This window comes from Pseudoalteromonas sp. SW0106-04 (genome assembly GCF_001293805.1).
GTDB lineage: Bacteria > Pseudomonadota > Gammaproteobacteria > Enterobacterales > Alteromonadaceae > Pseudoalteromonas > Pseudoalteromonas ruthenica.
In genome coordinates this window covers 1-19,960 of sequence record NZ_BCAI01000022.1, presented here as the reverse complement: position 1 = coordinate 19,960, position 19,960 = coordinate 1, and the positions used below count along the sequence as shown (strand labels likewise).

Genomic DNA, 19,960 nt, shown 5'->3' with positions numbered 1-19,960 from the left:
GGTGACTCCTTAGGGCATTAACAATGAGCCTTAAGCAAGCGGGCGTTGAGGGCTAACCAAGCTTGTTTTTGCGCTTGCCAGGCATCTTCTAATTCATGGTATTGCTTCATTAAAGCGGATTTTTCGCATTGTTGCAGCACTGAATCGCGCTTTGCTTCAAGTACTTGTTTTTGCACTTGGCAAAAATGCTGAAGTTTCTTCAACAGTACATCATACTCGCTTTGAAGCAAAACCAGTTTTTCCTGAGCACTTTCAATGGCTGCCAGTTTACCTTGGGTACGGCTCATTAAGGTTTGTGCTTTTGCGCGCTCAATGCGCTCTACCGGTGTGCGCTTTAGCTTTTTCGCTAAGCCGACCCATGAGCAGGCGCGGATCAGCCACTTGGTCGGGTCATAATGCCACCAACGAATGCCATTGCGATAGTCGCTGGCGAAAATATGGTGAAAATTATGATAGCCCTCACCATAAGTTAACAGCGCCAAGAAACCATTATCACGGGCGGTGTTTTTTTCGGTGTACGGGCGTGAACCCCAAATATGCGCCAAAGAATTAATAAAAAACGTAAAGTGTTGTGATAGTACCAGGCGCAGTAAGCCCGCAAGTAACATCATGCCTAGCACGTTACCAAAGATCAGCCCTAATAGCAGTGGTAGGCCGAGGTTCATCGCCCATACCAACTTCATATAATGGCGATGCTGCCACATCACTATTTTATTACGCTGTAAGTCACGGGCGTTGTTGTAGTTACTGTATTGTTCACCCTGATAGTCTCTGAGCATCCAGCCGATATGGCTGTACCAGAATCCGCGCGTGGCGGCGTAGGGATCTTTTATAGGATCGTCGACTTGGCCGTGGTGTACGCGGTGATCGCTACTCCAATGCAACGCACTGTTTTGTAGTGCGAAGGCCCCGCCGAGTGCGAAAATCACTTCGATAACAGGGTGTGCCTCATAGGCTTTGTGCGCCCATAAGCGATGATATCCAGCCGTGATTGACAGCCCGGCATAAAACATACAGGCAATAAAGGCAATCCAGTGCGCGCTTGTGTATCCGTAGGTGATTCCATACCAAGGAACTAACGTAATGGCGGCCAAAAATGACAGGCTAAAAAACAGCACATTGACCCACAAAATAGGTGGTTTTTTCATTCTATAACTATTCTATAAATAATCTCAGCGTACAACTGTACGCTAAAATAGAGGTTCAATCCTTTAGCGTCAAGTATTAGACTTAAGTTTTTAACTGCTTAGGTGGCAAAGATGGCCGGAGTTCGCGCCCAGCAAAAACTAAAAACTCGTCAAGCTCTGATAGAAGCAGCATTCAATCAGCTCAGTGCTGAACATAGCTTTTCCAACTTGAGCTTGCGTGAAGTCGCGCGCGAGGCGGGGATTGCTCCCACTTCTTTCTACCGCCACTTTAAAGATATGAATGAGCTGGGCTTAACTATGGTCGACGAGGCAGGCCTGACTTTGCGTCAGCTTATGCGCCAAGCTCGGCGACGAATAGCCAGTGGTGGCAGCGTCATTTCCACATCGGTACTGACCTTTTTGGAGTTTATCGATAATCAACCGAATCAGTTTCGACTGCTATTGCGCGAGCGCTCAGGCACCTCAAAAGCGTTTCGTGCCGCCGTGGCCCGAGAAATTAAGCATTTTATCCTCGAATTAGCGCATTATTTGGAAAGCGAGACGCGCTGTGATGCCTCGCACGCCCACATGCAAGCCGAAGCCATGGTCACCATAGTGTTCACATCTGGCGCTGAAGCGCTTGACCTAGAAGGGCAGTCGCGTGAGGAGTTAATAGAGCGGTTGATTTGGCAGCTGCGTTATATTTCTCATGGCGGCAACCACTATGCACAAAAAGCGAACAAATAAACGCTTTTGGAAAATAAAATAACCTTGGCGCCATTTCTGTTTTTTGAGCGCCTTCTTTGTCCTCTTAGTATCTAATTGGCTACTTTAATTCGCTTTATCTCTATTTATTGAATTTTAATTCCTTTATCTGCGGGTTTGTGCAGCGATTTTTGGAATTTTTATGCTTGCCCCGTTGTTCTCTTAGTGTTAAAAAATAGCCATCTTACTAACAGCGATGCTCAATTATGCGCACCAATCAATTCATTACATTGCTCCTAAACCTGCTACTCCTTGTGAGCTATAGCGGGGCGTGATGTATTGATTGTTAGTAATACGAAGCGAACACAACCCCGCCCTCCCGAGCGGGGTTTTTTATTTCTGGCGGTAATCTTTTAGAGGACTGAGTATGCAAGACAAGGTATGGATATTTGACACCACCCTTCGCGATGGTGAGCAAGCATTGAAAGCAAGTTTGACGGAAGACGACAAACTGCAACTGGCTCATGCAATCAGTCGCCTTAACGTGGATGTGATGGAAGTTGGTTTCCCGGTGTCCAGCCCCGCTGATTTCCGTGCCGTCCAGCGTATTGCTAATGAGGTGCAAGGGCCCATTATTTGTGGCTTAGCACGAGCAGTGAGCAAAGACATTGAAGCATGCGGGGAGGCGCTGAAGGGCGCGCAGCGAGCCCGCATACATACCTTCATCGCCACCAGTCCACTGCACCTAGAACATAAGTTACGCATGACGCTCGCCGAGGCCACCGACATGGCGGTGCAGGCAATTAGCCAAGCCCGTCAATACACTGATGACGTTGAGTTTTCCTGCGAAGATGCCGGGCGCACACCCCATGATGATTTATGTTATGTCGTCGAGCGCGCTATTGCCGCAGGCGCCAGCACTATCAATCTGCCTGACACGGTCGGCTATGTTACTCCAGATGAATACGCTGCCATGATCCGTTATCTCAAAACGCATGTCAGCAATATTGATCAAGCACGCTTAAGTGTGCATTGCCATAATGATTTAGGCTTAGCGGTAGCCAACTCTATTGCCGCTGTGCAAGCGGGAGCACGACAAATCGAATGCACCATTAATGGCATTGGTGAGCGCGCTGGAAATTGCTCGTTAGAGGAAGTGGCGATGATCATGAAAATGCGCCAAGACCATTTGCAAGTGCACAGCGATATTCGCAGTGAAGAGATATATCGGGCGTCGCGTCAGGTCGCTAAGATCTGCAATATGCCAGTGCAGCCGAACAAGGCCATTGTCGGCGAAAATGCCTTTGCCCACAGCTCAGGTATTCACCAAGACGGTGTACTCAAGGCGCAGAATACTTATGAAATCATGTCGCCAGAGAGTGTTGGAGTGCCCAATAATCAACTGAATATGACCTCGCGCTCGGGCCGTCATGTTATTGAACATCGCTTGAGTGAACTAGGTTATCAAGGCGGTGACTACGATATGGATAGCTTATACGCCAGCTTTTTGGAGCTAGCCGATCAAAAAGGCACGGTATACGACTACGACCTTGAAGCCATTATTTATTTCAATCAAATCACCGATAAAGACGATTATTACCAGTTGCAGTTTGTTAATTCCGCGTCGAACTCACAATCAGTCGCCAGTTCGACCATCGGCTTGAGCATTGCCGGTGAACAGCGTCAAGAAGCGGCCACGGGCAACGGCCCGGTAGAAGCGTCTTTTGCTGCCATAGCCCGACTAACCGGCATGGCGGTGGAGGTGATTGAATACAACTTAGATGCCACCGGGCAAGGAGCTAGCTCCTTGGGTCAGGTTGACATTATTGCCCAATATCAGGGGCGTACTTACCACGGCGCGGGGCTTGCCGCCGACATCGTCGAAGCGTCGGTACGTGCCATGATCCGCGTTTACAACATTATTCATCGAGCACAGCAAGTGTCGAGCTTAAAGCAGCAACAAAGGAAAGCAGGATGAGTCAAAACAGTTACAGTATCGCCGTATTACCCGGCGATGGCATTGGTCCAGAAGTGATGGCCGCAGCAGAAATGGTACTAGCGGCATGCAGTCGCGAATTTGGCTTTAGCCTTAACCTGCATCATCACGCCGTTGGCGGCGGCGCCATTGATGAGTTTGGTGTTGCGCTGCCGGAGCAAACGCTGGCGGCATGTGAAACCGCTGACGCGATACTGTTTGGCGCCGTAGGGGGACCAAAATGGGAAAACCTCCCCCCGGAGCAACAGCCGGAGCGGGCGTCATTATTGCCGCTACGCAAACACTTTGGGTTATTTTGTAATTTACGCCCGGCGCAATTATTACCTGCACTGAGCACCTCCTCTCCGCTACGCCAAGATATTAGCGCTCATGGTTTCGATATACTCTGTGTACGCGAGTTAACAGGCGGAATTTATTTCGGAGAGAAAGGACGCAGTGGTGAAGGGCAGCACGAAGCTGCGTTTGATACGCAAACCTATGCTCGTAGTGAAATTGAGCGCATTGCTCGGTTTGCTTTTGAAGCGGCGCGGTTGCGCCATAATCATGTTACCTCGGTGGATAAGGCCAATGTCTTGGCTACCAGTGTGTTGTGGCGAGAGGTAGTGAATGACGTAAGTAAGGATTACCCAGATGTCACGCTTGATCACATCTATATTGATAATGCCGCGATGCAACTCGTGAAGCAGCCGAGCCAGTTTGACGTGCTGCTGTGTGACAATTTGTTTGGCGATATTTTGTCCGATGAGTGCGCCATGATCACCGGCTCTATGGGGCTGTTGCCCTCGGCTAGTCTTAATCAATCCGGCTTCGGTTTATATGAACCTGCCGGCGGCTCGGCGCCAGATATTGCCGGTAAAGGGGTCGCTAATCCCATTGCGCAAATACTCAGTGCGGCATTGATGTTGCGCTACTCATTGGCGCAAGACGAGGCCGCACGGCGTATTGAGAAAGCCGTAGCCGAAGCCGTAGCTGCAGGGGTTGGCACGCCAGATATCTTTCCCGGTGCGGGCTATACCACGCGCGATGTAGCGGCAGCCATCGTCGAGCGCATTTAACAAGTAAAAGGATGTAGCAAGTGGCATACACGTTATACGATAAAATTTGGCAGGCTCATTGCGTCGCCAGCCTAAATGAACAAACCGACTTACTGTACATAGACCGTCATCTTGTGCATGAGGTCACCTCACCTCAAGCCTTTGCCGGATTGCGCGAGAAAAATCGCACCGTACGTTGTCCAGAGAAAACCTTCGCAACCATGGATCACAACGTCTCGACCAAATCTCGCTCTTTGGATGCTGCAAGTACTGTCTCGCGTAACCAGTTACTGGCATTGCAGGCAAATTGTGATGAATTCGGCATTAGATTGTACGACCTCAACTCCATTAACCAGGGCATTGTACATGTGATGGGTCCCGAGCAGGGGATCACGCTGCCCGGGACCACCATTGTTTGTGGTGATAGCCATACCTCCACGCATGGTGCGTTTGGGGCGTTGGCTCACGGTATTGGCACGTCCGAGGTTGAGCATGTGCTTGCCACCCAGACATTGCAGCAAAAAAAGGCGAAGTCTTTAAAAATTCATGTTCATGGCAAACTGCGAAGCACGGCAACAGCGAAAGACTTAATTATGGCCATAATCGGCCGCTTAGGAACGGCGGGTGGCACCGGTTACGTTGCCGAGTTCTGTGGCGAGGCAATTAGCGCTTTGTCGATGGAATCGCGTATGACGCTGTGCAATATGAGCATTGAAATGGGGGCCAAAGCAGGACTTATAGCCCCCGATGAAACCACCTATGAGTATATTAAGGGGCGGCCTTTTGCCCCGCAAGGTGAAGACTTTGACAAGGCCGTTGCCTATTGGCGCACATTGCACTCGGATGCTGATGCGCACTTCGATAAGATCATCGACATTGATGCTCAGCAGGTGCAGCCACAAGTCACCTGGGGTACCAGTCCAGAGCAAGTGCTGGGTGTGGATGAGGTTATTCCCGATCCGGATAAAGAAACAGATTTGATAAAGGCTGATGCTATTCGCAGTGCCTTAAAGTATATGGATTTGCGACCTGGGCAAAAGATCAGTGATATCTGTGTCGATACGGTGTTTATTGGCTCATGTACCAACAGCCGCATCGAGGACTTGCGTGCGGCCGCTGCGGTGGTCGCCGGTCAGCAGGTAGCCAAAGACATAGAAGCGTTAATTGTGCCCGGTTCAGGACTGGTAAAACAGCAGGCTGAGGAAGAAGGCTTAGCGGATATTTTCAAAGCCGCAGGCTTTGAATGGCGAGAGCCTGGATGTTCCATGTGTTTAGCTATGAATGATGACCGACTTGCTCCGGGCAAGCGTTGTGCGTCGACCTCCAACCGTAATTTTGAAGGACGCCAAGGGCGGGGCGGGCGCACCCACTTGGTGAGTCCGGCGATGGCCGCTGCTGCCGCAATAACTGGGCGCTTTACTGATATTCAAGGAGAGGCACAATGAGCTGTTTTCATCAGGGGCTAGTGGCCCCGTTGGATAAGAATAATGTCGACACCGACCAAATTATCCCCAAGCAATTTTTAACCTCCACCAGTCGAGATGGGTTCGATAAAGCGCTGTTTTACGATTGGCGTTACCTTGGCGATGGCCAACCCGATCCAGAGTTTGTGCTTAATTACCCGCAATACCAAGGGGCCAGTATTCTTCTTAGCCGTGATAATTTTGGTTGTGGTTCGTCACGGGAGCACGCCCCCTGGGCACTGAAGCAATATGGGTTTTCGGTGATCATTGCCGAGAGCTTTGCTGATATCTTCTTTAATAACTGTGCTAATAACCAAATGTTGACCATCGCCTTGGCGAGCGCGCAGCTGGATGCCTTATTTGCACTGTGTGAGTCTGAGCAAGCACTGCATATTGAGGTGGACTTGGCGAATCAGCAACTGCGCAGCTCGCGCTTTGCGCCGATTACTTTCTCGGTGCGGGCAGACGTTAAAGAGCGGTTGTTAAGTGGCCTGGATTTTATCGGTGTGACTGAGCAATATAATGCCCAAATTGAAGCCTTTGAGCAGCAGCTAAAGGCGCAGCGCCCCTGGCAGTGAATGGCCGCTAGTACTTCAACGTAAAAAGTAGGAAAGCAACAGTGAAAGCGCTATATTGGCGCTTTTACTTTACTTGGAACTCAGCATGAAATTAGCGATTACGTGTGCGGCGTTATCTGTGATAGGCGCTGTTGCCACTGGTGCGCAAGCGCGCCCTGCGCCTTTGGTCTCAATCCCTTCCCACGATGCCTTTTTTAATAATATCAAAGCCCATTGTGGTAAAGCCTATCAAGGAAAGGTGACGGTTGATAACGCTGGACCAAGTAGCTTCAGCGAGGCAAAGCTGGTCATGCACGTACGCCGTTGTACAGAGCGCGAGTTACAAGTGCCGTTTCATGTCGGTGATGATGCCTCGCGCACCTGGATTATTACTAAAACGGGCAGTGGCTTAAGCTTAAAGCATGACCATCGCCATAAGGATGGCAGCGATGACGTCTCGACTATGTACGGCGGCCATACCGTGGATGCCGGTTATGCCACCATGCAGTCATTCCCGGCCGATCAGTACTCCAAAGAGTTATTTGTACAGCAAGGGATCCCACAGTCAGTGGGTAATACTTGGCAAATGTATATTTACCCAGAGCAGTTTACTTATCGGCTAGTGCGCCAGGGACGAGAGTTTCGCGTTGATTTTGATTTGACCCAGCCCATTACCCCGCCAAAGGCCCCTTGGGGGTATAAAGACTAATTGCGCAGGGCTACTCACAAATGAGCTCAGCAACCAAGTTGGGCTCATAACCTCGCGGGTGAGTAGGGAAGCGTTCATAGTCTTGCACACCTTGGGTGATGCGCAAAGAGAAGGTGGAATCATTACACAACTGAGCGCTGTGACGTAATAAAAACACACTCTGGTTGGTGAACTGTTGGTAGCCATCCTCAACCACTTCCAGACGATAGCGCTTTTTACTTAACCTAGTTTGGTAGTAATGCACTTTATTATCAAAGTCATAGAACTTTTCTTGCTCACCAATAGGCGCAGGAGTGTAGCTACATCCCCAGTTCATTGCGACCATGAAAAGCAGAAAAGCATAGCGATATGACGACATAAACAACCCTTGTTGTGTGTACTGGGAGTATCCTTTACAGTGAGTGTAACACCAAGCGGGAGGCGTGCCATGCTCAATAATTTAAAACGGTTCTTTAATTCTTTACAGTCACAGCCACAGCAAGATGACTCGCCTGATTTTAAAACCTCAGTCGCAGCGCTACTGGTTGAGGTTATGCGTGCCGATAACGAACTACAAGAAGATGAGCGCAAAGCCATGGTCGTGCTGTTACAGAAATACTTTGATTTAGGCGAGGAAGAAGTAAACAACTTAATCACAGCGGCCAGTCAAGACCTTGATGAAGCCATTGATTACTTCCGTTTTTCTAAGCAGATAAATGACAATACCAATGCACAAGAGCGTATTGAGATTATCGAGTTGTTATGGCGATTGGCCTATGCAGATGGTCAATTAGATAAGCATGAAGAGCATGTTATTCGCCGTGTAGCTGATTTACTCTATGTAACTCACAATGATTTTATTCAAGCAAAGTTGGCAGCGACAAATGTGCAAAGTTAACCAGTTGCAGAGGCTTGTGCCTTGGCTTATCAGCAATTAGGGCAGGCCAGTCAAGTTGTGAGTGAGCAACTGCAACAGTTACTCGCTCACAGTAATGCTATCAAAAGTTTAGAGATGAACACTCATGATGTATTGCTCGAACAGCAACAACAGCAGCGTTACGCATACTTTGTACAATCCGGGGTGTTAGTTGCCGCGTATCTCGATGAGCAAGGACAACAACATTATAAAGAGTTCTATTTTCAGGGTGAATTGGCCTTTATGTACAGCGCCTGGATCACTCAACAGCCTGCAAACTACAGCTTAGAGGTACTCAAACCCAGCCGCTTGTTGCGTGTGCCCCTGGCAGAGCTGGCACAGCCTCGGTGGCACTCATTAACTATGGCTTTGCTACAGCAACAAGTATTATTTAAAGAGTCTAAAGAAGCCTTCCTGTTGCTGCAAAGTCCACAGCAGCGTTACCAGTTTTTATTAACCCACCGACCACACTGGTTGGCGCAATTATCGCTTACGCAAGTGGCCAAATATTTAGGGATTAGTGCCGTGAGTCTGTCGCGGATACGCGCTCGTTTAGGATTGAATTAACAAAGGTTAAGGCGGCCCCAGCCTATACTCGGCATACTCCGGCAGTGGAGGGAGTATGGATTGGTTTTGGTTATCTCAGCTACTGGTTGCTATCGCTATTGTCTGCGATTTAGTATCGTTTCAATTACCACAAAGGCGTAGTGTCCTAATATGCCTGGTGCTATCTACGGCTCTGACCAGTGGCCATTATGTTTTATTAACTCAGTACAGCGGCGCCATCCTGATGCTGCTGGCGTCTTTGCGCTTTGCGCTCAGTATTCATTATCAACAGCGGCGGCTAATGGTGATATTTATAGCTCTGTCGATACTGGCAACTTTATTTGTATGGCAGTCGCCTATTTCGCTGTGGGCTTTGGCGGGAAGTTGTATACAAACCTGCGCTGCATTTCAGCGCCGGCAATTGACGATGCGTTTACTGATGCTCTTGGGTAGTGGTTGTTGGCTAGCGTATGGCGTTGCTGCAGGCTCCCCTATGGCTGCGTTACTTGAGGGCTTGTTTGTAAGCAGCAACGTCGTTGCGTTATATCGCTATCGCCGGCAGCTTTTTAGCTTTTCAACTTAGACGTTACGTCGATAAGTTGTGACGTAAGCCCGGCTATTTTCTCGCTGGTGGCGCTGTCGGTCAGCTCTCCTTGGTCGTTGACAAAGCCGTGGATACCAGCAATAGCGAGCTGGTCACCAAGCACTAATGCGCCAATGCCACTGAGGATGTCACGCACGTGATTTAAGCCGCGTAGGCCACCGAGTCCGCCAGGAGACGCTGCGAATAACGCTACCACCTTGTTACGAAATGCGGGCGTCGCACCGGCTTCAGTACGTGATGCCCAGTCTATGGCGTTTTTTAATACCGCTGTGATTGAGCCATTGTATTCCGGGCTAGCAAGTAAAATAGCATCCGCTGAACGCAATTTATCTTTTAGTTGTTGCGCACTGCTTGGTACACCTTGCGCTTCAATGTCCTCATCAAACATGGGCAAGTTTAACTCCGCCAAAGAAATTACTTCGACTTCGCTGCCCTGCTGTTGCGCCAATTGTGCGGCATGATTGATCACTGCCTGATTGAAACTATTTTTACGAAGGCTGCCTGCGAGGGCGATAATTTTTGCTGTTGCCATAGTGAATATCCTAATGCTGTAAGTTGGTCTGTGTTAGTACGTACTTTAGCCAAAATCAGACTTGCAAAAAAGCGCAAAAAACGCAAAGCTTATGTGCGTATATACACAGAGAATGCAACCATGGCGATAGAATTTAACGACTGGCAGGATATCAAAGTAGCATTTGAAGTTGCCAGAAGAGGGACTCTTACCTCAGCGGCCGAAGCCTTAGGTGTGCACCATAGCACAGTGCTAAGACGCATTAATCATCTCGAGCAAAGTTTGAATGCGCGATTGTTTCACCGCCATGCTCGAGGTTACTCCATGACAGAAACCGGTGCCAAACTGTTTGCAAGTGCAGAGCAAATCAACGAGCAGTTAGAGTTATTACACAACGATATTATGGCTGCAGACACGACTTTGTCTGGCTCGTTACTGCTAACAACAGTAAGCGGCTTTATCGATGTGTTGGCACCGGTATGTGAGCAGTTTCAAACACTGCACCCCCAGGTGCAATTAGAAGTGCTGTTGGATCAAAAGCGCTTGCGCCTCGATCATGGCCAAGCCCACATTGCTGTGCGTGCTGGTCCGCGCCCGGATGAGGGCGATTATATTGCCCAACACCTCAGTACTATCGAGGCAGGGTTGTACGCTCACGAACGTTATTTGGCTCGCACCGGTGAACCACAGTCCATGGCCCAGTTGCAACAGCATCATTTCATATCTGGTGTGGCCGGGTTCAATAGTCGAGTCCCTTATTTTGCTTGGGTGGATGAGCATATACCGGGTGAGCAGATCACCTTGCGGGTGTCAGAAACATCTGATGCCAATCGGGCGATTGCCAGCGGCCTAGGGATTGGCGGGATGCAAAGAGAAGTGGCAGTTTTATACCCACAGCTAAAGCCTGTGCTTGGCAGTGAGTTAAGCTGGCACAGTGATATTTGGTTGGTGACTCACCATCAAGTGCATCGCAGTGCTAAGGTCCAAGCCTTCGCGCAATTATTGAAGCAACACTTTCGTAAATAGCACTGGCGGTGTGCTCACCTTTGAGGCATCGCCCTTTAGACATTAGCTGCGCTTTTTCCGCCGTCGCCAAGGTGGGTTTTGCAGCAACAACACACCTCCTGTGATAGCAAATAACACAGAGGCAGCTGCAAAGCTTATCAGCAGCGGGTTGTTGAAATCTTTGCGCTCTTGGTAATCCATAATGTGCAGCATCCAGAAGAAATCGAAAATGCGCCAAATAGTTGAGCGAACAGTAATAAACTGGCCACTGTGCGCGTCTAAATATAGCGTTGTTGCACACCAGTCATCGAACTCAATACGCCACACATTTTGACAGTAGCCAATCTCCTGTGGCCCAGTGGCGAGGTGCTTCGCGTGGCTAACCTCACCCTCGCCAAGGTAGTGTTCATGGGCGATGCGTTTAGCCTGAGCCTGGTTTAGAGCTTCAGATAGCTGGCCTGTTTGGGCATTAAAGACACGCTTTTGTTTGTCATCTACCGCGATAATGATCGCTTGGTTGAGGCGGTGAGTAAATTGTAGCTGCCTCAATGAGGGCATCTGCATGCGAATGTTATCCAAGGAGGCGGTATAGTCGCTACTGGAAAAGGGGTTCCCTAGCGTGCGTTTTGCCAAATGCTTACCATGTACCTTGTCGAGCGGCAGTGCGCTCATTACAAGGCCACCCATGAGCCAAGCAAATAATTGCAACACAAGTGCGTATCCAGCCCATTTGTGTAATGTTCGGCTGTGCTTGAAAAGACGTTTATTCATATTGTTGTTGTCTTTGTGGCAGGTGTAACTCAGTTTACGCTCTTGTTATTGGCGGTCAATGTGACACAATGACGCAGTTAATAACTAGTGCGTGGATAATAGGAACGGTGCATGGCAGATATTCAATTTCTTAATGTGGATCTTGAGCTGGAGTCACAACATGATATTAGCGCGCTAGTCGCTGATTTAGACAAAAGCGCCATTGTTTTGCACTATGACAAAGACGAAACACGCCAGCTCGCGCGCATTGAGGCTAACGTCGATAGCCCGAGCCCAGATAAAGCCATCAATGAATTGTGCGAGCTGATTGAGTCATGTTCTAAAGCCGGACTTAAACAATGGCTGAGCTGCTCGCGTCGTACGTTTGATTTGGGCTTTAGCTCTGGTCACTCGCCTAAATGTTTTAATGAAGCCATTAGCGCCGATACTTTACTTCGTATTTCTGCTATTGGTGCAGGTATTGAGATTACGCTGTACGGCTTAGAACAAGATTAAAGTCATTTAAAGTGTAAAAAGGCGCCAATTGGCGCCTTTTTAGTTGTGAACGACTATTGCCAAATCAGGGCTGCAAACTCGGGATGATCGATATAAGGGTTCCGATTGCCTTGATGGTTGTAAGCGCCGTTATTGCGGTCTATTTCCGCTTGAGAGACTGGGTCTTGTTGATGCCACTGCAATAACATCGTCAGTGCCCATGAGCTGAATACTTGATTGCTGCTGCCATCAAGCACGGCACTGCCATAGGTCGAATTGTTCTTCCAGCCGGCAATACGGTCTTGATAGCGTGTTGCCATGTAAAAATGGGCACGTGCAAAGTCGCCCTTGAATTCATCAATTGGCTCAAACACCGTGCCACTGTAACCTAGGCCACTGCGTGCGACGCCTAATTTTGAACCATTGCTGGAAGTGTAGCTAGCACTGCCGACCTCGCCAAAAGGATAACTTCCACGTTTGGCATTTACATAGCCGTCAGATGCGAAAATATGGTGTACGTCTGAGTTCATGGGCTCAACCTTGCCACCGAACCAGCTCTTTGGAAAGCTATGCTCGCGATTGTAGCAATCACCCTCTCGACTGTAGCTGCCACATTGGTCGTTGATGCTAATGAAGCTATGTGAGTCAGTGCTTAAAGGACGCTCTGAGTAGCGATCGAGAATACTGTTGTCATTCTCATAGTAGCTGTCTCGAGCGTACTGATCATAGAAACCCCAAATGGCACCATAACCCTGATTGGCATGGTTACTGATGAGGTTATGTAGTTCGGTTTTTAAGGCATATCCGCTTAACCCTGAAGCTGAGCTATAGTAACCGTCGACTGGAGGGGGATCTACCGGGTCGCTGTCGCCGAGGGTAAAAGATGTGGCTTGCGAATAGGTGAATTGCCCGCCACTGGCTAGCACGGTGCTGCCATTGCTTAATTCATAAGAGCCAGAACCTTGTCCACAACATATCCCATCGCCATAGCTATCAAAAATGGTGAAGGTATATTCGCCATCGGCCAAGCACATGTCTTCACTGTATTCTTGGTTAGATTGGTAGCCACTGCCATTGGCGACGTTGCCCCCTTGTTGGCTCAGCTCCCAGCTCGTTTCACTGCCATAGTTATCGGTGTGCAGAGTTAAGGTGACAGAGTGCTCACTGCAAGAGCCTGTTGGTGGCTCACTGTGGCCGTTGCTCGGAATAAATTCGTCGATATAGACCACTTCACTACCATCAAAGCCACTGACATCATAAAAGCGTAAGCCAACCTCTATTTGACCACTGCTAGTGGCAGTATAGGTATAGCTTAATTGTTGCCATTGATTTGTTTGTGCTGGGTTAGAGTAGTTTTGATAGCCATCAACGTATAGCCGTGCACGCACGTTGCCTTCGGTATGTTTAACCCAAACGGCAAATTGATATTGCTGGCCGGCACTTACATCAATACTTTGTCGTAGGTCTGTACTGCTTTGTGAGCCAGTGGTTACGCGCACCTTGGCGCCATAGCTGCCAGCATATATATTGGCAGACTCTTGACTCACTTCAATACCAGTATCGATCGTGCTCCACCCTGAAGGAACATTTGCGTTCCAAGCCTCAAACCCACCATTGTCCAATACCTGAGCTTGAACAGCGAAACTAGCCGTTGACAGTAGCGTGAGCGCCACGATGTTGTGTGAAAAATTTCTCATTGTTATACCTGTTGATTCTTTTGGTTATAAATTGTGCCGAAGGAGTATTACCCCAAAGTGACACAGGGTAACTATAGTCGTTGATCCGTTAAATTGTTTTTGTTGGATAAATTCTAATTTCATAACCAAATGGAATAACAAAGCAGATTCTATTCTTTTTTCCAAGCGTCGCTCATAGGTATGCTTCACGCTAACAAAAACCCAAAAAAGTGACTTGGGTTGCCAACGTAGTACGAATTTAATCAGCCACCGCAAACTTACATGGTGGCGTTTTTCATGGGTCAGAGGAATTAAAATGTTGTTAAACCAGCTGCATGCGGCTGCAAGCCCGCTTACACCTGAACAGGTGCAGAAGCTCCAAGGTTTGGTGGCTGAACTTAATCCAATTCAGCAGGCGTGGGTCAGTGGTTATCTCGCTGCCAACGCAAATACTGCAGCCATGGCTGGTGGAGCTGTGAGTGCGCCCGCTACCACTGAGGCTGCTGCTTTAACGATCCTTTACGGGTCGCAAACGGGTAACGCGAAAGCGGTGGCCACACAACTTAAAGAGCAAGCCCAAAGCAGAGGGTTAGCCGCGAAACTAGTTAGTATGGCGGACTACAAGCCTACAGCATTAAAGAAAGAAAAATTTATTAGCATTGTGGTTTCTACTTATGGTGAAGGCGAGCCGCCAGAAGATGCTGAGGCCTTACATGAATTTTTAACCACCAAAAAAGCGCCAAAGCTCGATGACGTTAAAATTGCGGTGCTTGGGTTAGGCGACTCGAGCTATGAGTTCTTCTGTCAAACGGCGAAAGATTTTGAAGAGCGCTTAGTTAAGCTCGGTGCGCAAAGCATTTACCAACGCGCTGATCTGGATGTTGACTATGAAGATCAAAGCGAGAGCTGGATTACTGGAGCCCTAGATGCATTTGAGCCTGAGCTGAAAGCGCAACAAGGCGGTGAGGCAAATGTGGTGAGCATGCCATTTGGCGCTGCGAGCCCAGCGGCAAGTCAGTACAATAAGAAAAACCCCTTTGCAGCTGAACTACTGACGGTGCAGAAAATTACCGGCCGTGACTCGAGCAAAGATGTTCGTCATATCGAGATCTCCTTAGAGGGGTCGGATATTACTTACACACCAGGTGATTCATTAGGTGTGTACTTCTTAAATGAGCAAAGTAAGGTCGACAAAGTATTGTCACTCTTGCAGCTGGATGGTGCTACGCAAATAACGCTCGGTGATGAGAGTCTCAGCCTACGTGATGCGTTAATAGAGAAGTTAGAACTCACTCAGTCTTACCCAGGGTTTGTGGAAAAGTATGCCTTAGCTACAAACACACCAGAGCTATTAGCCCTTATCGAAGATAAAGCGGCGATGCGTGAATACATTGAAGCGCGACAAACTTTTGATGTGATTTTCCAGCATCCGGCACAAATTGGTGCTCAAGAGTTGGTTGATTGCTTGCGCAAGGTGCAGCCGCGTTTGTATTCCATTGCCTCGAGTCAAAGCGAGGTTGAGGACGAAGTACACCTTACCGTTGGTGTCGTTGAGTTTGATGCCTTTGGTGAGAACCACCTAGGCGGCTGCTCGGGTTACTTATGTCGTGTTGCAGAAGAAGGCAGTGAAGTTCGCGTATTCACTGAGCATAACGATAATTTCCGTTTGCCAAGCGATGATAACACGCCAGTCATTATGATTGGTCCAGGCACCGGCATTGCGCCATTTAGAGCGTTTTTACAAGAGCGTGAAGCCCGTGACGCACAAGGTAAAAACTGGTTGTTCTTTGGTAACCCACACTTTACGCAAGACTTTCTGTATCAAACCGAAATTCAGGGTTATTTAAAATCGGGTTTACTCACTAACATTGATGTTGCCTGGAGTCGCGATCAGGCTGAAAAAGTGTATGTCCAAGATCGTCTGCGTGAGCAGGGTGAACAACTCTTCGCATGGCTAGAGCAAGGAGCTCACTTGTATGTGTGTGGTGATGCGAACCGTATGGCCAAAGATGTTCATCAAGCTTTAATTGATGTCGTGAAAACTCATGGCAACAGAGACGACGAAAGTGCTGAGCAGTACATTAAAGATTTACGCAGCGCCAACCGTTACCAAAAAGATGTTTATTAAGCGCACTCCGTCAGCGCAAATAATGTAGGAATTGATATGAGCGACTACAAGCCAAATAGCAAGCATGACCCCGAGGCGAAGTTTGCTGACAACGAGCGTCTTAAAACGCAAAGTAACTTTTTGCGTGGCACCATTGAAACTGATCTTAAGGATCAGATCACCGGTGGTTTTAACGCTGACAACTTCCAGCTGATCCGTTTTCACGGCATGTATCAGCAGGATGATCGCGATATTCGCCCAGAGCGGGCAAAACAAAAGCTAGAGCCTCTGCACAATGTAATGCTGCGGGCGCGGATGCCAGGCGGTATTATCAAGCCACAACAGTGGTTGGCCATCGACAAATTTGCTGATGAAAAAACCATGTACGGCAGTATCCGTTTGACGACGCGACAAACTTTCCAGTTTCATGGCGTGCTCAAACCTAACATCAAAGATATGCACCAGATGCTCAACAGTGTCGGTATCGATTCTATCGCTACTGCGGGTGATGTGAATCGTAACGTGTTGTGCACCACAAACCCTGTTGAGTCTGAGCTACATCAAGAGGCTTATCAGTGGGCAGCGAAGATCTCTGAGCATTTGTTGCCAAAGACCCGAGCATACGCGGAAATTTGGCTTAATGGTGAAAAGTCAGAGAGCACAGATGAAGAGCCTATTTTGGGGTCTACTTATCTGCCGCGTAAGTTTAAGACTACGGTCACTATTCCGCCAAATAATGAAGTGGATGTACATGCCAATGATTTGAACTTTGTGGCGATTGCTGAAAATGGCAAGCTTATTGGTTTCAACGTACTTGTGGGCGGTGGCTTAGCCATGACTCATGGTGACGTGAATACCTATCCGCGTAAAGCAGACGACTTTGGTTTTGTGCCTTTAGAACACACCTTAGCGATTGCAGAGCATGTGGTATCAGTGCAGCGTGACTGGGGTAACCGCGTAAATCGTAAAAACGCGAAAACGAAATACACCTTAGACACCTTTGGTAGCGATGCCTTTAAAGCGGAAGTTGAAAAGCGCGCTGGCGTCAAGTTTGAACCAAGTCGTGACTATGAGTTTACTCATCGTGGTGACCGTTTTGGTTGGGTTGAGGGCATCGATGGTAAACACCATCTTACTTTGTTTATTCAAAATGGCCGTATCCTAGATTTTCCAGGTAAGCCTTTAAAAACAGGATGCCGAAAAATTGCAGAAATCCACCAAGGTGATTTCCGCATGACTGCAAACCAGAACCTTATCATCGCCGGTGTACCTGCACAGCAAAAGGCCACAATAGAACAGTTGGCGCGTGAGCATGGCCTTATAGACGACGCTGATAGCGAGCAGCGCAAAGCGTCTATGGCCTGTGTGTCATTGCCCACATGTCCGTTGGCGATGGCAGAAGCTGAACGTTATTTACCGAGTTTAATCGAAAAAACGGAAGCCTTACTAGCCAAGCACAATGTTGCCGATGAGCACATTATTTTGCGCGTGGTTGGTTGCCCCAATGGTTGTGGTCGAGCCATGCTCGCCGAGGCTGGTTTAGTGGGTAAAGGGCCGGGTAAGTATAACTTCTATCTCGGGGGCAACCGAGAAGGAACACGTATTCCTAAGTTGTATCTCGAAAATGTCGGCGAAGAGACTTACTTAGGAGCACTAGACGAGCTAATCGGTCGTTGGGCCAATGAACGCGAGCAAGACGAAGGGTTTGGGGATTTTGTTATTCGCCAAGGCATCGTTACTGAAGTCAAAGTATCAAAGACAGACTTCCACGCATAACTAAGTGCGGGAATGAGGACAAGTCATGAGTTATTTTAAGCACATTTTAACGCTTAAAAAAGAACAGCAACGAAGCTTGCTAGCCGATATCAACGGAATACTTGCGGACAAAACCCCAGAGCAACGTGTTGTATGGGCGCTGGATAACTTGCCAAGCACACCCATGCTGTCCTCCAGCTTTGGTATTCAAGCGGCGGTGATGCTGCATATGCTAACGGCGCAAAAGCGCGACATTCCCGTAGTGCTGACTGATACAGGGTACTTATTTCCAGAAACCTACCAGTTTATAGAGCAGATGACTGAGCGCTTACAGCTTAATCTAAAAGTCTATAAAGCAGCTATCAGTCCCGCATGGCAAGAAGCTAAGTATGGTAAGTTGTGGGAGCAGGGAGAGGCTGGCATTAAGCTTTATAACCAAATCAACAAAGTTGAGCCCATGACCAGAGCATTGAACGAGCTGGAAGTCGGTACTTGGTTCAGTGGCTTACGTCGTCAGCAGTCGAGCACTCGCCAGGACAAAAATGTGGTTGAAATTAGTCGCGGTACGGTCAAGGTTTATCCTATATTGGAGTGGACGAACCGTGATGTATACCAGTATCTAACTAAACATGCTCTGCCGTATCACCCTTTGTGGGAGCAAGGCTATGTTTCGATGGGGGATGTGCATACTACTCGTAAACTCGAGCCGGGTATGAGCGAAGAGGAGACGCGCTTCTTTGGCCTTAATCGAGAATGTGGTTTGCATATAGATGGTGATGGAATATAAAAAAAGAGGGCTTAAGCCCTCTTATTTTATGCGTTGCCTTCTTGCTTCTGCTTCGCTTCTCTAACTTTCAGAGTCCGTTCTTGGTACTCATTGTCATTCAGTTTATCAATTATCTTATCCGCATCTTTCAATGCGACTTCGACAAAACCAAAACCTCGGCGCTTGCCTGTGTGTTTATCTTTGAGTAATCGAACACTGAAAACAGTGCCATGTTGCTCAAATAACTCCTTAACCATATGCTCGTTTGCACGGTAGGGTAAGTTACCAACATAGAGTGTTTTCGTATCGGTTACATCGGCATCTACCGCATCATGCTGCGGTGACTGGCTGAAAGCTAAGGGAGCGAAACCCGCCAATATAGCGCCTAGCGCAAATGTAACGGCTGGTGAAAGCTGCAGCTGAGGAACTGCAAATTGCAGTATAAGAAAACCCAGAACAGCGATAGAAACTGAGATTATAATTGCTTTTAAATTAGGTGACGTCATTGTGATCTACCAAATATACATAGAATAAACATAAAATTAACAAAATGCAGTGTGTTATCTTAACGACATTACAACACATAGCAACAAGTAAAGCGGGAAACTTCGGGTTTTATTGCTCAAGCTCAGTATAGATGTATTAAAAATGAGCAAAAAACACATTTTTGTTGCTAAATTGAGCGATCAGAAAAGATCTTTAAAAAAAGTGTTGATCTCATTTTCGATCCCCCTATAATGCGCATCCACCGATACGGCGGACTGCTTACAAACAAGCACTTCAATGAGTCAGGTGAGTCAAATAAAACTTAGTTTAAAGCGAATTAAAAAACTTAAAATTAAGTGTTGACACAAAATCAGGAAAGCGTAGAATGCGCAGCCCTGAACGGGAGCAAAGCTTCCGAGGCGAAAGCCTAAAACGTTCTTTAAAAATATGAAGCAATCATCTGTGTGGGCACTCGTACAGATTGAGTTCTAACAGCCGATTCTAGTTCGCTAGATGACGCAAACAAATTTAGAGTCTCAATGTGTTTTCTCAAAAGAGAAGCTGAGTGACCAACAGCAACAAGTTTACTTGTTGCAGCACAGTCAATTCGATATCTCATCTCTTATAGATGGGAAATCAAAATCAGTATTCATTGAGCTGAAGCTTCGGCTTCAAAAAACTTTTAATTGAAGAGTTTGATCATGGCTCAGATTGAACGCTGGCGGCAGGCCTAACACATGCAAGTCGAGCGGAAACGAAGAGGTGCTTGCATC

General features: G+C 47.9%; 20 protein-coding genes and 1 rRNA gene. 15 read left to right on the top strand and 6 right to left on the bottom strand.

All coding sequences use genetic code 11. From position 1 onward, the window contains the following. Positions 1-17: 17 nt before the first annotated feature. Positions 18-1,148 carry a fatty acid desaturase gene (locus W04_RS17800; RefSeq protein WP_053911820.1) on the bottom strand — a complete coding sequence of 377 codons (1,131 nt, stop codon included), beginning with the start codon at positions 1,146-1,148 and terminating at the stop codon, positions 18-20. Between the two features lie 111 nt (positions 1,149-1,259). Here W04_RS17800 and fabR point away from each other — a divergent pair, with 111 nt between their 5' ends. The 6 genes from fabR (at position 1,260) to W04_RS17770 (ending at position 7,591) form a co-directional block, all read left to right on the top strand. Then, entirely contained in the window at positions 1,260-1,874 is a 615-nt protein-coding gene (gene fabR / locus W04_RS17795; RefSeq protein ID WP_053911819.1) for an HTH-type transcriptional repressor FabR, read from the top strand. A gap of 385 nt (positions 1,875-2,259) precedes the next feature. Then, complete coding sequence (gene leuA, locus W04_RS17790) at positions 2,260-3,810, top strand: 2-isopropylmalate synthase (protein WP_053911818.1); 1,551 nt, start codon at positions 2,260-2,262, stop codon at positions 3,808-3,810. Continuing rightward, positions 3,807-4,883 carry a 3-isopropylmalate dehydrogenase gene (gene leuB / locus W04_RS17785; RefSeq protein ID WP_053911817.1) on the top strand — a complete coding sequence of 359 codons (1,077 nt, stop codon included), beginning with the start codon at positions 3,807-3,809 and terminating at the stop codon, positions 4,881-4,883. The genes leuA and leuB overlap by 4 nt, the downstream gene beginning before the upstream one ends. Positions 4,884-4,903: 20 nt before the next feature. Continuing rightward, positions 4,904-6,307 carry a 3-isopropylmalate dehydratase large subunit gene (gene leuC / locus W04_RS17780; protein WP_053911816.1) on the top strand — a complete coding sequence of 468 codons (1,404 nt, stop codon included), beginning with the start codon at positions 4,904-4,906 and terminating at the stop codon, positions 6,305-6,307. After that, positions 6,304-6,903 (top strand): 3-isopropylmalate dehydratase small subunit, encoded by a 600-nt coding sequence (leuD, locus tag W04_RS17775; RefSeq protein ID WP_053911815.1) that lies wholly within the window; start codon positions 6,304-6,306, stop codon positions 6,901-6,903. The genes leuC and leuD overlap by 4 nt, the downstream gene beginning before the upstream one ends. 85 nt (positions 6,904-6,988) lie before the next feature. Next, positions 6,989-7,591 (top strand): hypothetical protein, encoded by a 603-nt coding sequence (locus W04_RS17770; protein WP_022946121.1) that lies wholly within the window; start codon positions 6,989-6,991, stop codon positions 7,589-7,591. 10 nt (positions 7,592-7,601) lie between these two features. On the opposite strand, the gene W04_RS17765 is transcribed toward W04_RS17770, so the two are convergent. Further along, positions 7,602-7,949, bottom strand: coding sequence for a hypothetical protein (locus W04_RS17765; RefSeq protein ID WP_052698221.1), 348 nt, complete (start codon positions 7,947-7,949; stop codon positions 7,602-7,604). A gap of 69 nt (positions 7,950-8,018) precedes the next feature. On the opposite strand from W04_RS17765, the gene W04_RS17760 reads away from it, so the two are divergent. Genes W04_RS17760 through W04_RS17750 form a run of 3 tightly spaced genes read left to right on the top strand, consistent with a single transcriptional unit; the run spans position 8,019 to position 9,615 of the window. Next, positions 8,019-8,468, top strand: a complete 450-nt coding sequence (locus W04_RS17760; protein ID WP_053911814.1) for a TerB family tellurite resistance protein — start codon at positions 8,019-8,021, stop codon at positions 8,466-8,468. Positions 8,469-8,489: 21 nt separating this feature from the next. Then, positions 8,490-9,053 carry a Crp/Fnr family transcriptional regulator gene (locus W04_RS17755; RefSeq protein WP_053911813.1) on the top strand — a complete coding sequence of 188 codons (564 nt, stop codon included), beginning with the start codon at positions 8,490-8,492 and terminating at the stop codon, positions 9,051-9,053. 55 nt (positions 9,054-9,108) lie between these two features. Further along, positions 9,109-9,615: a YgjV family protein gene (locus W04_RS17750; protein WP_053911812.1), complete on the top strand. Its 507-nt coding sequence runs from the start codon at positions 9,109-9,111 to the stop codon at positions 9,613-9,615. On the opposite strand, the gene W04_RS17745 is transcribed toward W04_RS17750, so the two are convergent. Then, positions 9,599-10,168 (bottom strand): NADPH-dependent FMN reductase, encoded by a 570-nt coding sequence (locus W04_RS17745; RefSeq protein WP_053911811.1) that lies wholly within the window; start codon positions 10,166-10,168, stop codon positions 9,599-9,601. The two genes, W04_RS17750 and W04_RS17745, sit on opposite strands and share 17 nt — an antisense overlap. Before the next feature lie 120 nt (positions 10,169-10,288). Here W04_RS17745 and W04_RS17740 point away from each other — a divergent pair, with 120 nt between their 5' ends. Then, the gene (locus W04_RS17740; RefSeq protein WP_053911839.1) at positions 10,289-11,173 is read left to right on the top strand and encodes a LysR family transcriptional regulator; all 885 of its coding nucleotides are present in this window, start codon (positions 10,289-10,291) and stop codon (positions 11,171-11,173) included. Positions 11,174-11,215: 42 nt separating this feature from the next. On the opposite strand, the gene W04_RS17735 is transcribed toward W04_RS17740, so the two are convergent. Beyond that, positions 11,216-11,923, bottom strand: coding sequence for a hypothetical protein (locus W04_RS17735; protein ID WP_053911810.1), 708 nt, complete (start codon positions 11,921-11,923; stop codon positions 11,216-11,218). A 111-nt stretch (positions 11,924-12,034) separates the two neighbouring features. Here W04_RS17735 and W04_RS17730 point away from each other — a divergent pair, with 111 nt between their 5' ends. Then, positions 12,035-12,418 (top strand): hypothetical protein, encoded by a 384-nt coding sequence (locus tag W04_RS17730; protein ID WP_022946129.1) that lies wholly within the window; start codon positions 12,035-12,037, stop codon positions 12,416-12,418. A gap of 53 nt (positions 12,419-12,471) precedes the next feature. Here the strand turns inward: W04_RS17730 and W04_RS17725 are convergent, their stop codons facing one another. Continuing rightward, the gene (locus W04_RS17725) at positions 12,472-14,094 is read right to left on the bottom strand and encodes an endonuclease (protein ID WP_053911809.1); all 1,623 of its coding nucleotides are present in this window, start codon (positions 14,092-14,094) and stop codon (positions 12,472-12,474) included. A gap of 295 nt (positions 14,095-14,389) precedes the next feature. Between W04_RS17725 and W04_RS17720 the strand changes: the two genes are divergently transcribed. Genes W04_RS17720 through W04_RS17710 form a run of 3 tightly spaced genes read left to right on the top strand, consistent with a single transcriptional unit; the run spans position 14,390 to position 18,722 of the window. Next, on the top strand, positions 14,390-16,201 hold the full coding sequence (locus W04_RS17720) for an assimilatory sulfite reductase (NADPH) flavoprotein subunit (protein ID WP_053911808.1): 1,812 nt from the start codon (positions 14,390-14,392) through the stop codon (positions 16,199-16,201). Positions 16,202-16,237: 36 nt separating this feature from the next. After that, the gene (cysI, locus tag W04_RS17715; protein WP_053911807.1) at positions 16,238-17,956 is read left to right on the top strand and encodes an assimilatory sulfite reductase (NADPH) hemoprotein subunit; all 1,719 of its coding nucleotides are present in this window, start codon (positions 16,238-16,240) and stop codon (positions 17,954-17,956) included. 25 nt (positions 17,957-17,981) lie between these two features. Beyond that, positions 17,982-18,722 (top strand): phosphoadenylyl-sulfate reductase, encoded by a 741-nt coding sequence (locus W04_RS17710; RefSeq protein WP_053911806.1) that lies wholly within the window; start codon positions 17,982-17,984, stop codon positions 18,720-18,722. 26 nt (positions 18,723-18,748) lie between these two features. Here the strand turns inward: W04_RS17710 and W04_RS17705 are convergent, their stop codons facing one another. Beyond that, the gene (locus W04_RS17705; protein WP_022946134.1) at positions 18,749-19,207 is read right to left on the bottom strand and encodes an RNA-binding protein; all 459 of its coding nucleotides are present in this window, start codon (positions 19,205-19,207) and stop codon (positions 18,749-18,751) included. 663 nt (positions 19,208-19,870) lie between these two features. Here W04_RS17705 and W04_RS17700 point away from each other — a divergent pair. Further along, positions 19,871-19,960: ribosomal RNA gene (locus W04_RS17700) — 16S ribosomal RNA — on the top strand; the annotation flags it as partial.

Coding starts and splice junctions, on each gene's coding strand:
- W04_RS17800 (WP_053911820.1), bottom strand. CDS start 1,148: ATGAAAAAACCACCTATTTTGTGGGTCAATGTGCTGTTTTTTAGCCTG.
- fabR (WP_053911819.1), top strand. CDS start 1,260: ATGGCCGGAGTTCGCGCCCAGCAAAAACTAAAAACTCGTCAAGCTCTG.
- leuA (WP_053911818.1), top strand. CDS start 2,260: ATGCAAGACAAGGTATGGATATTTGACACCACCCTTCGCGATGGTGAG.
- leuB (WP_053911817.1), top strand. CDS start 3,807: ATGAGTCAAAACAGTTACAGTATCGCCGTATTACCCGGCGATGGCATT.
- leuD (WP_053911815.1), top strand. CDS start 6,304: ATGAGCTGTTTTCATCAGGGGCTAGTGGCCCCGTTGGATAAGAATAAT.
- W04_RS17770 (WP_022946121.1), top strand. CDS start 6,989: ATGAAATTAGCGATTACGTGTGCGGCGTTATCTGTGATAGGCGCTGTT.
- W04_RS17765 (WP_052698221.1), bottom strand. CDS start 7,949: ATGTCGTCATATCGCTATGCTTTTCTGCTTTTCATGGTCGCAATGAAC.
- W04_RS17760 (WP_053911814.1), top strand. CDS start 8,019: ATGCTCAATAATTTAAAACGGTTCTTTAATTCTTTACAGTCACAGCCA.
- W04_RS17750 (WP_053911812.1), top strand. CDS start 9,109: ATGGATTGGTTTTGGTTATCTCAGCTACTGGTTGCTATCGCTATTGTC.
- W04_RS17745 (WP_053911811.1), bottom strand. CDS start 10,168: ATGGCAACAGCAAAAATTATCGCCCTCGCAGGCAGCCTTCGTAAAAAT.
- W04_RS17740 (WP_053911839.1), top strand. CDS start 10,289: ATGGCGATAGAATTTAACGACTGGCAGGATATCAAAGTAGCATTTGAA.
- W04_RS17735 (WP_053911810.1), bottom strand. CDS start 11,923: ATGAATAAACGTCTTTTCAAGCACAGCCGAACATTACACAAATGGGCT.
- W04_RS17730 (WP_022946129.1), top strand. CDS start 12,035: ATGGCAGATATTCAATTTCTTAATGTGGATCTTGAGCTGGAGTCACAA.
- W04_RS17725 (WP_053911809.1), bottom strand. CDS start 14,094: ATGAGAAATTTTTCACACAACATCGTGGCGCTCACGCTACTGTCAACG.
- W04_RS17720 (WP_053911808.1), top strand. CDS start 14,390: ATGTTGTTAAACCAGCTGCATGCGGCTGCAAGCCCGCTTACACCTGAA.
- cysI (WP_053911807.1), top strand. CDS start 16,238: ATGAGCGACTACAAGCCAAATAGCAAGCATGACCCCGAGGCGAAGTTT.
- W04_RS17710 (WP_053911806.1), top strand. CDS start 17,982: ATGAGTTATTTTAAGCACATTTTAACGCTTAAAAAAGAACAGCAACGA.
- W04_RS17705 (WP_022946134.1), bottom strand. CDS start 19,207: ATGACGTCACCTAATTTAAAAGCAATTATAATCTCAGTTTCTATCGCT.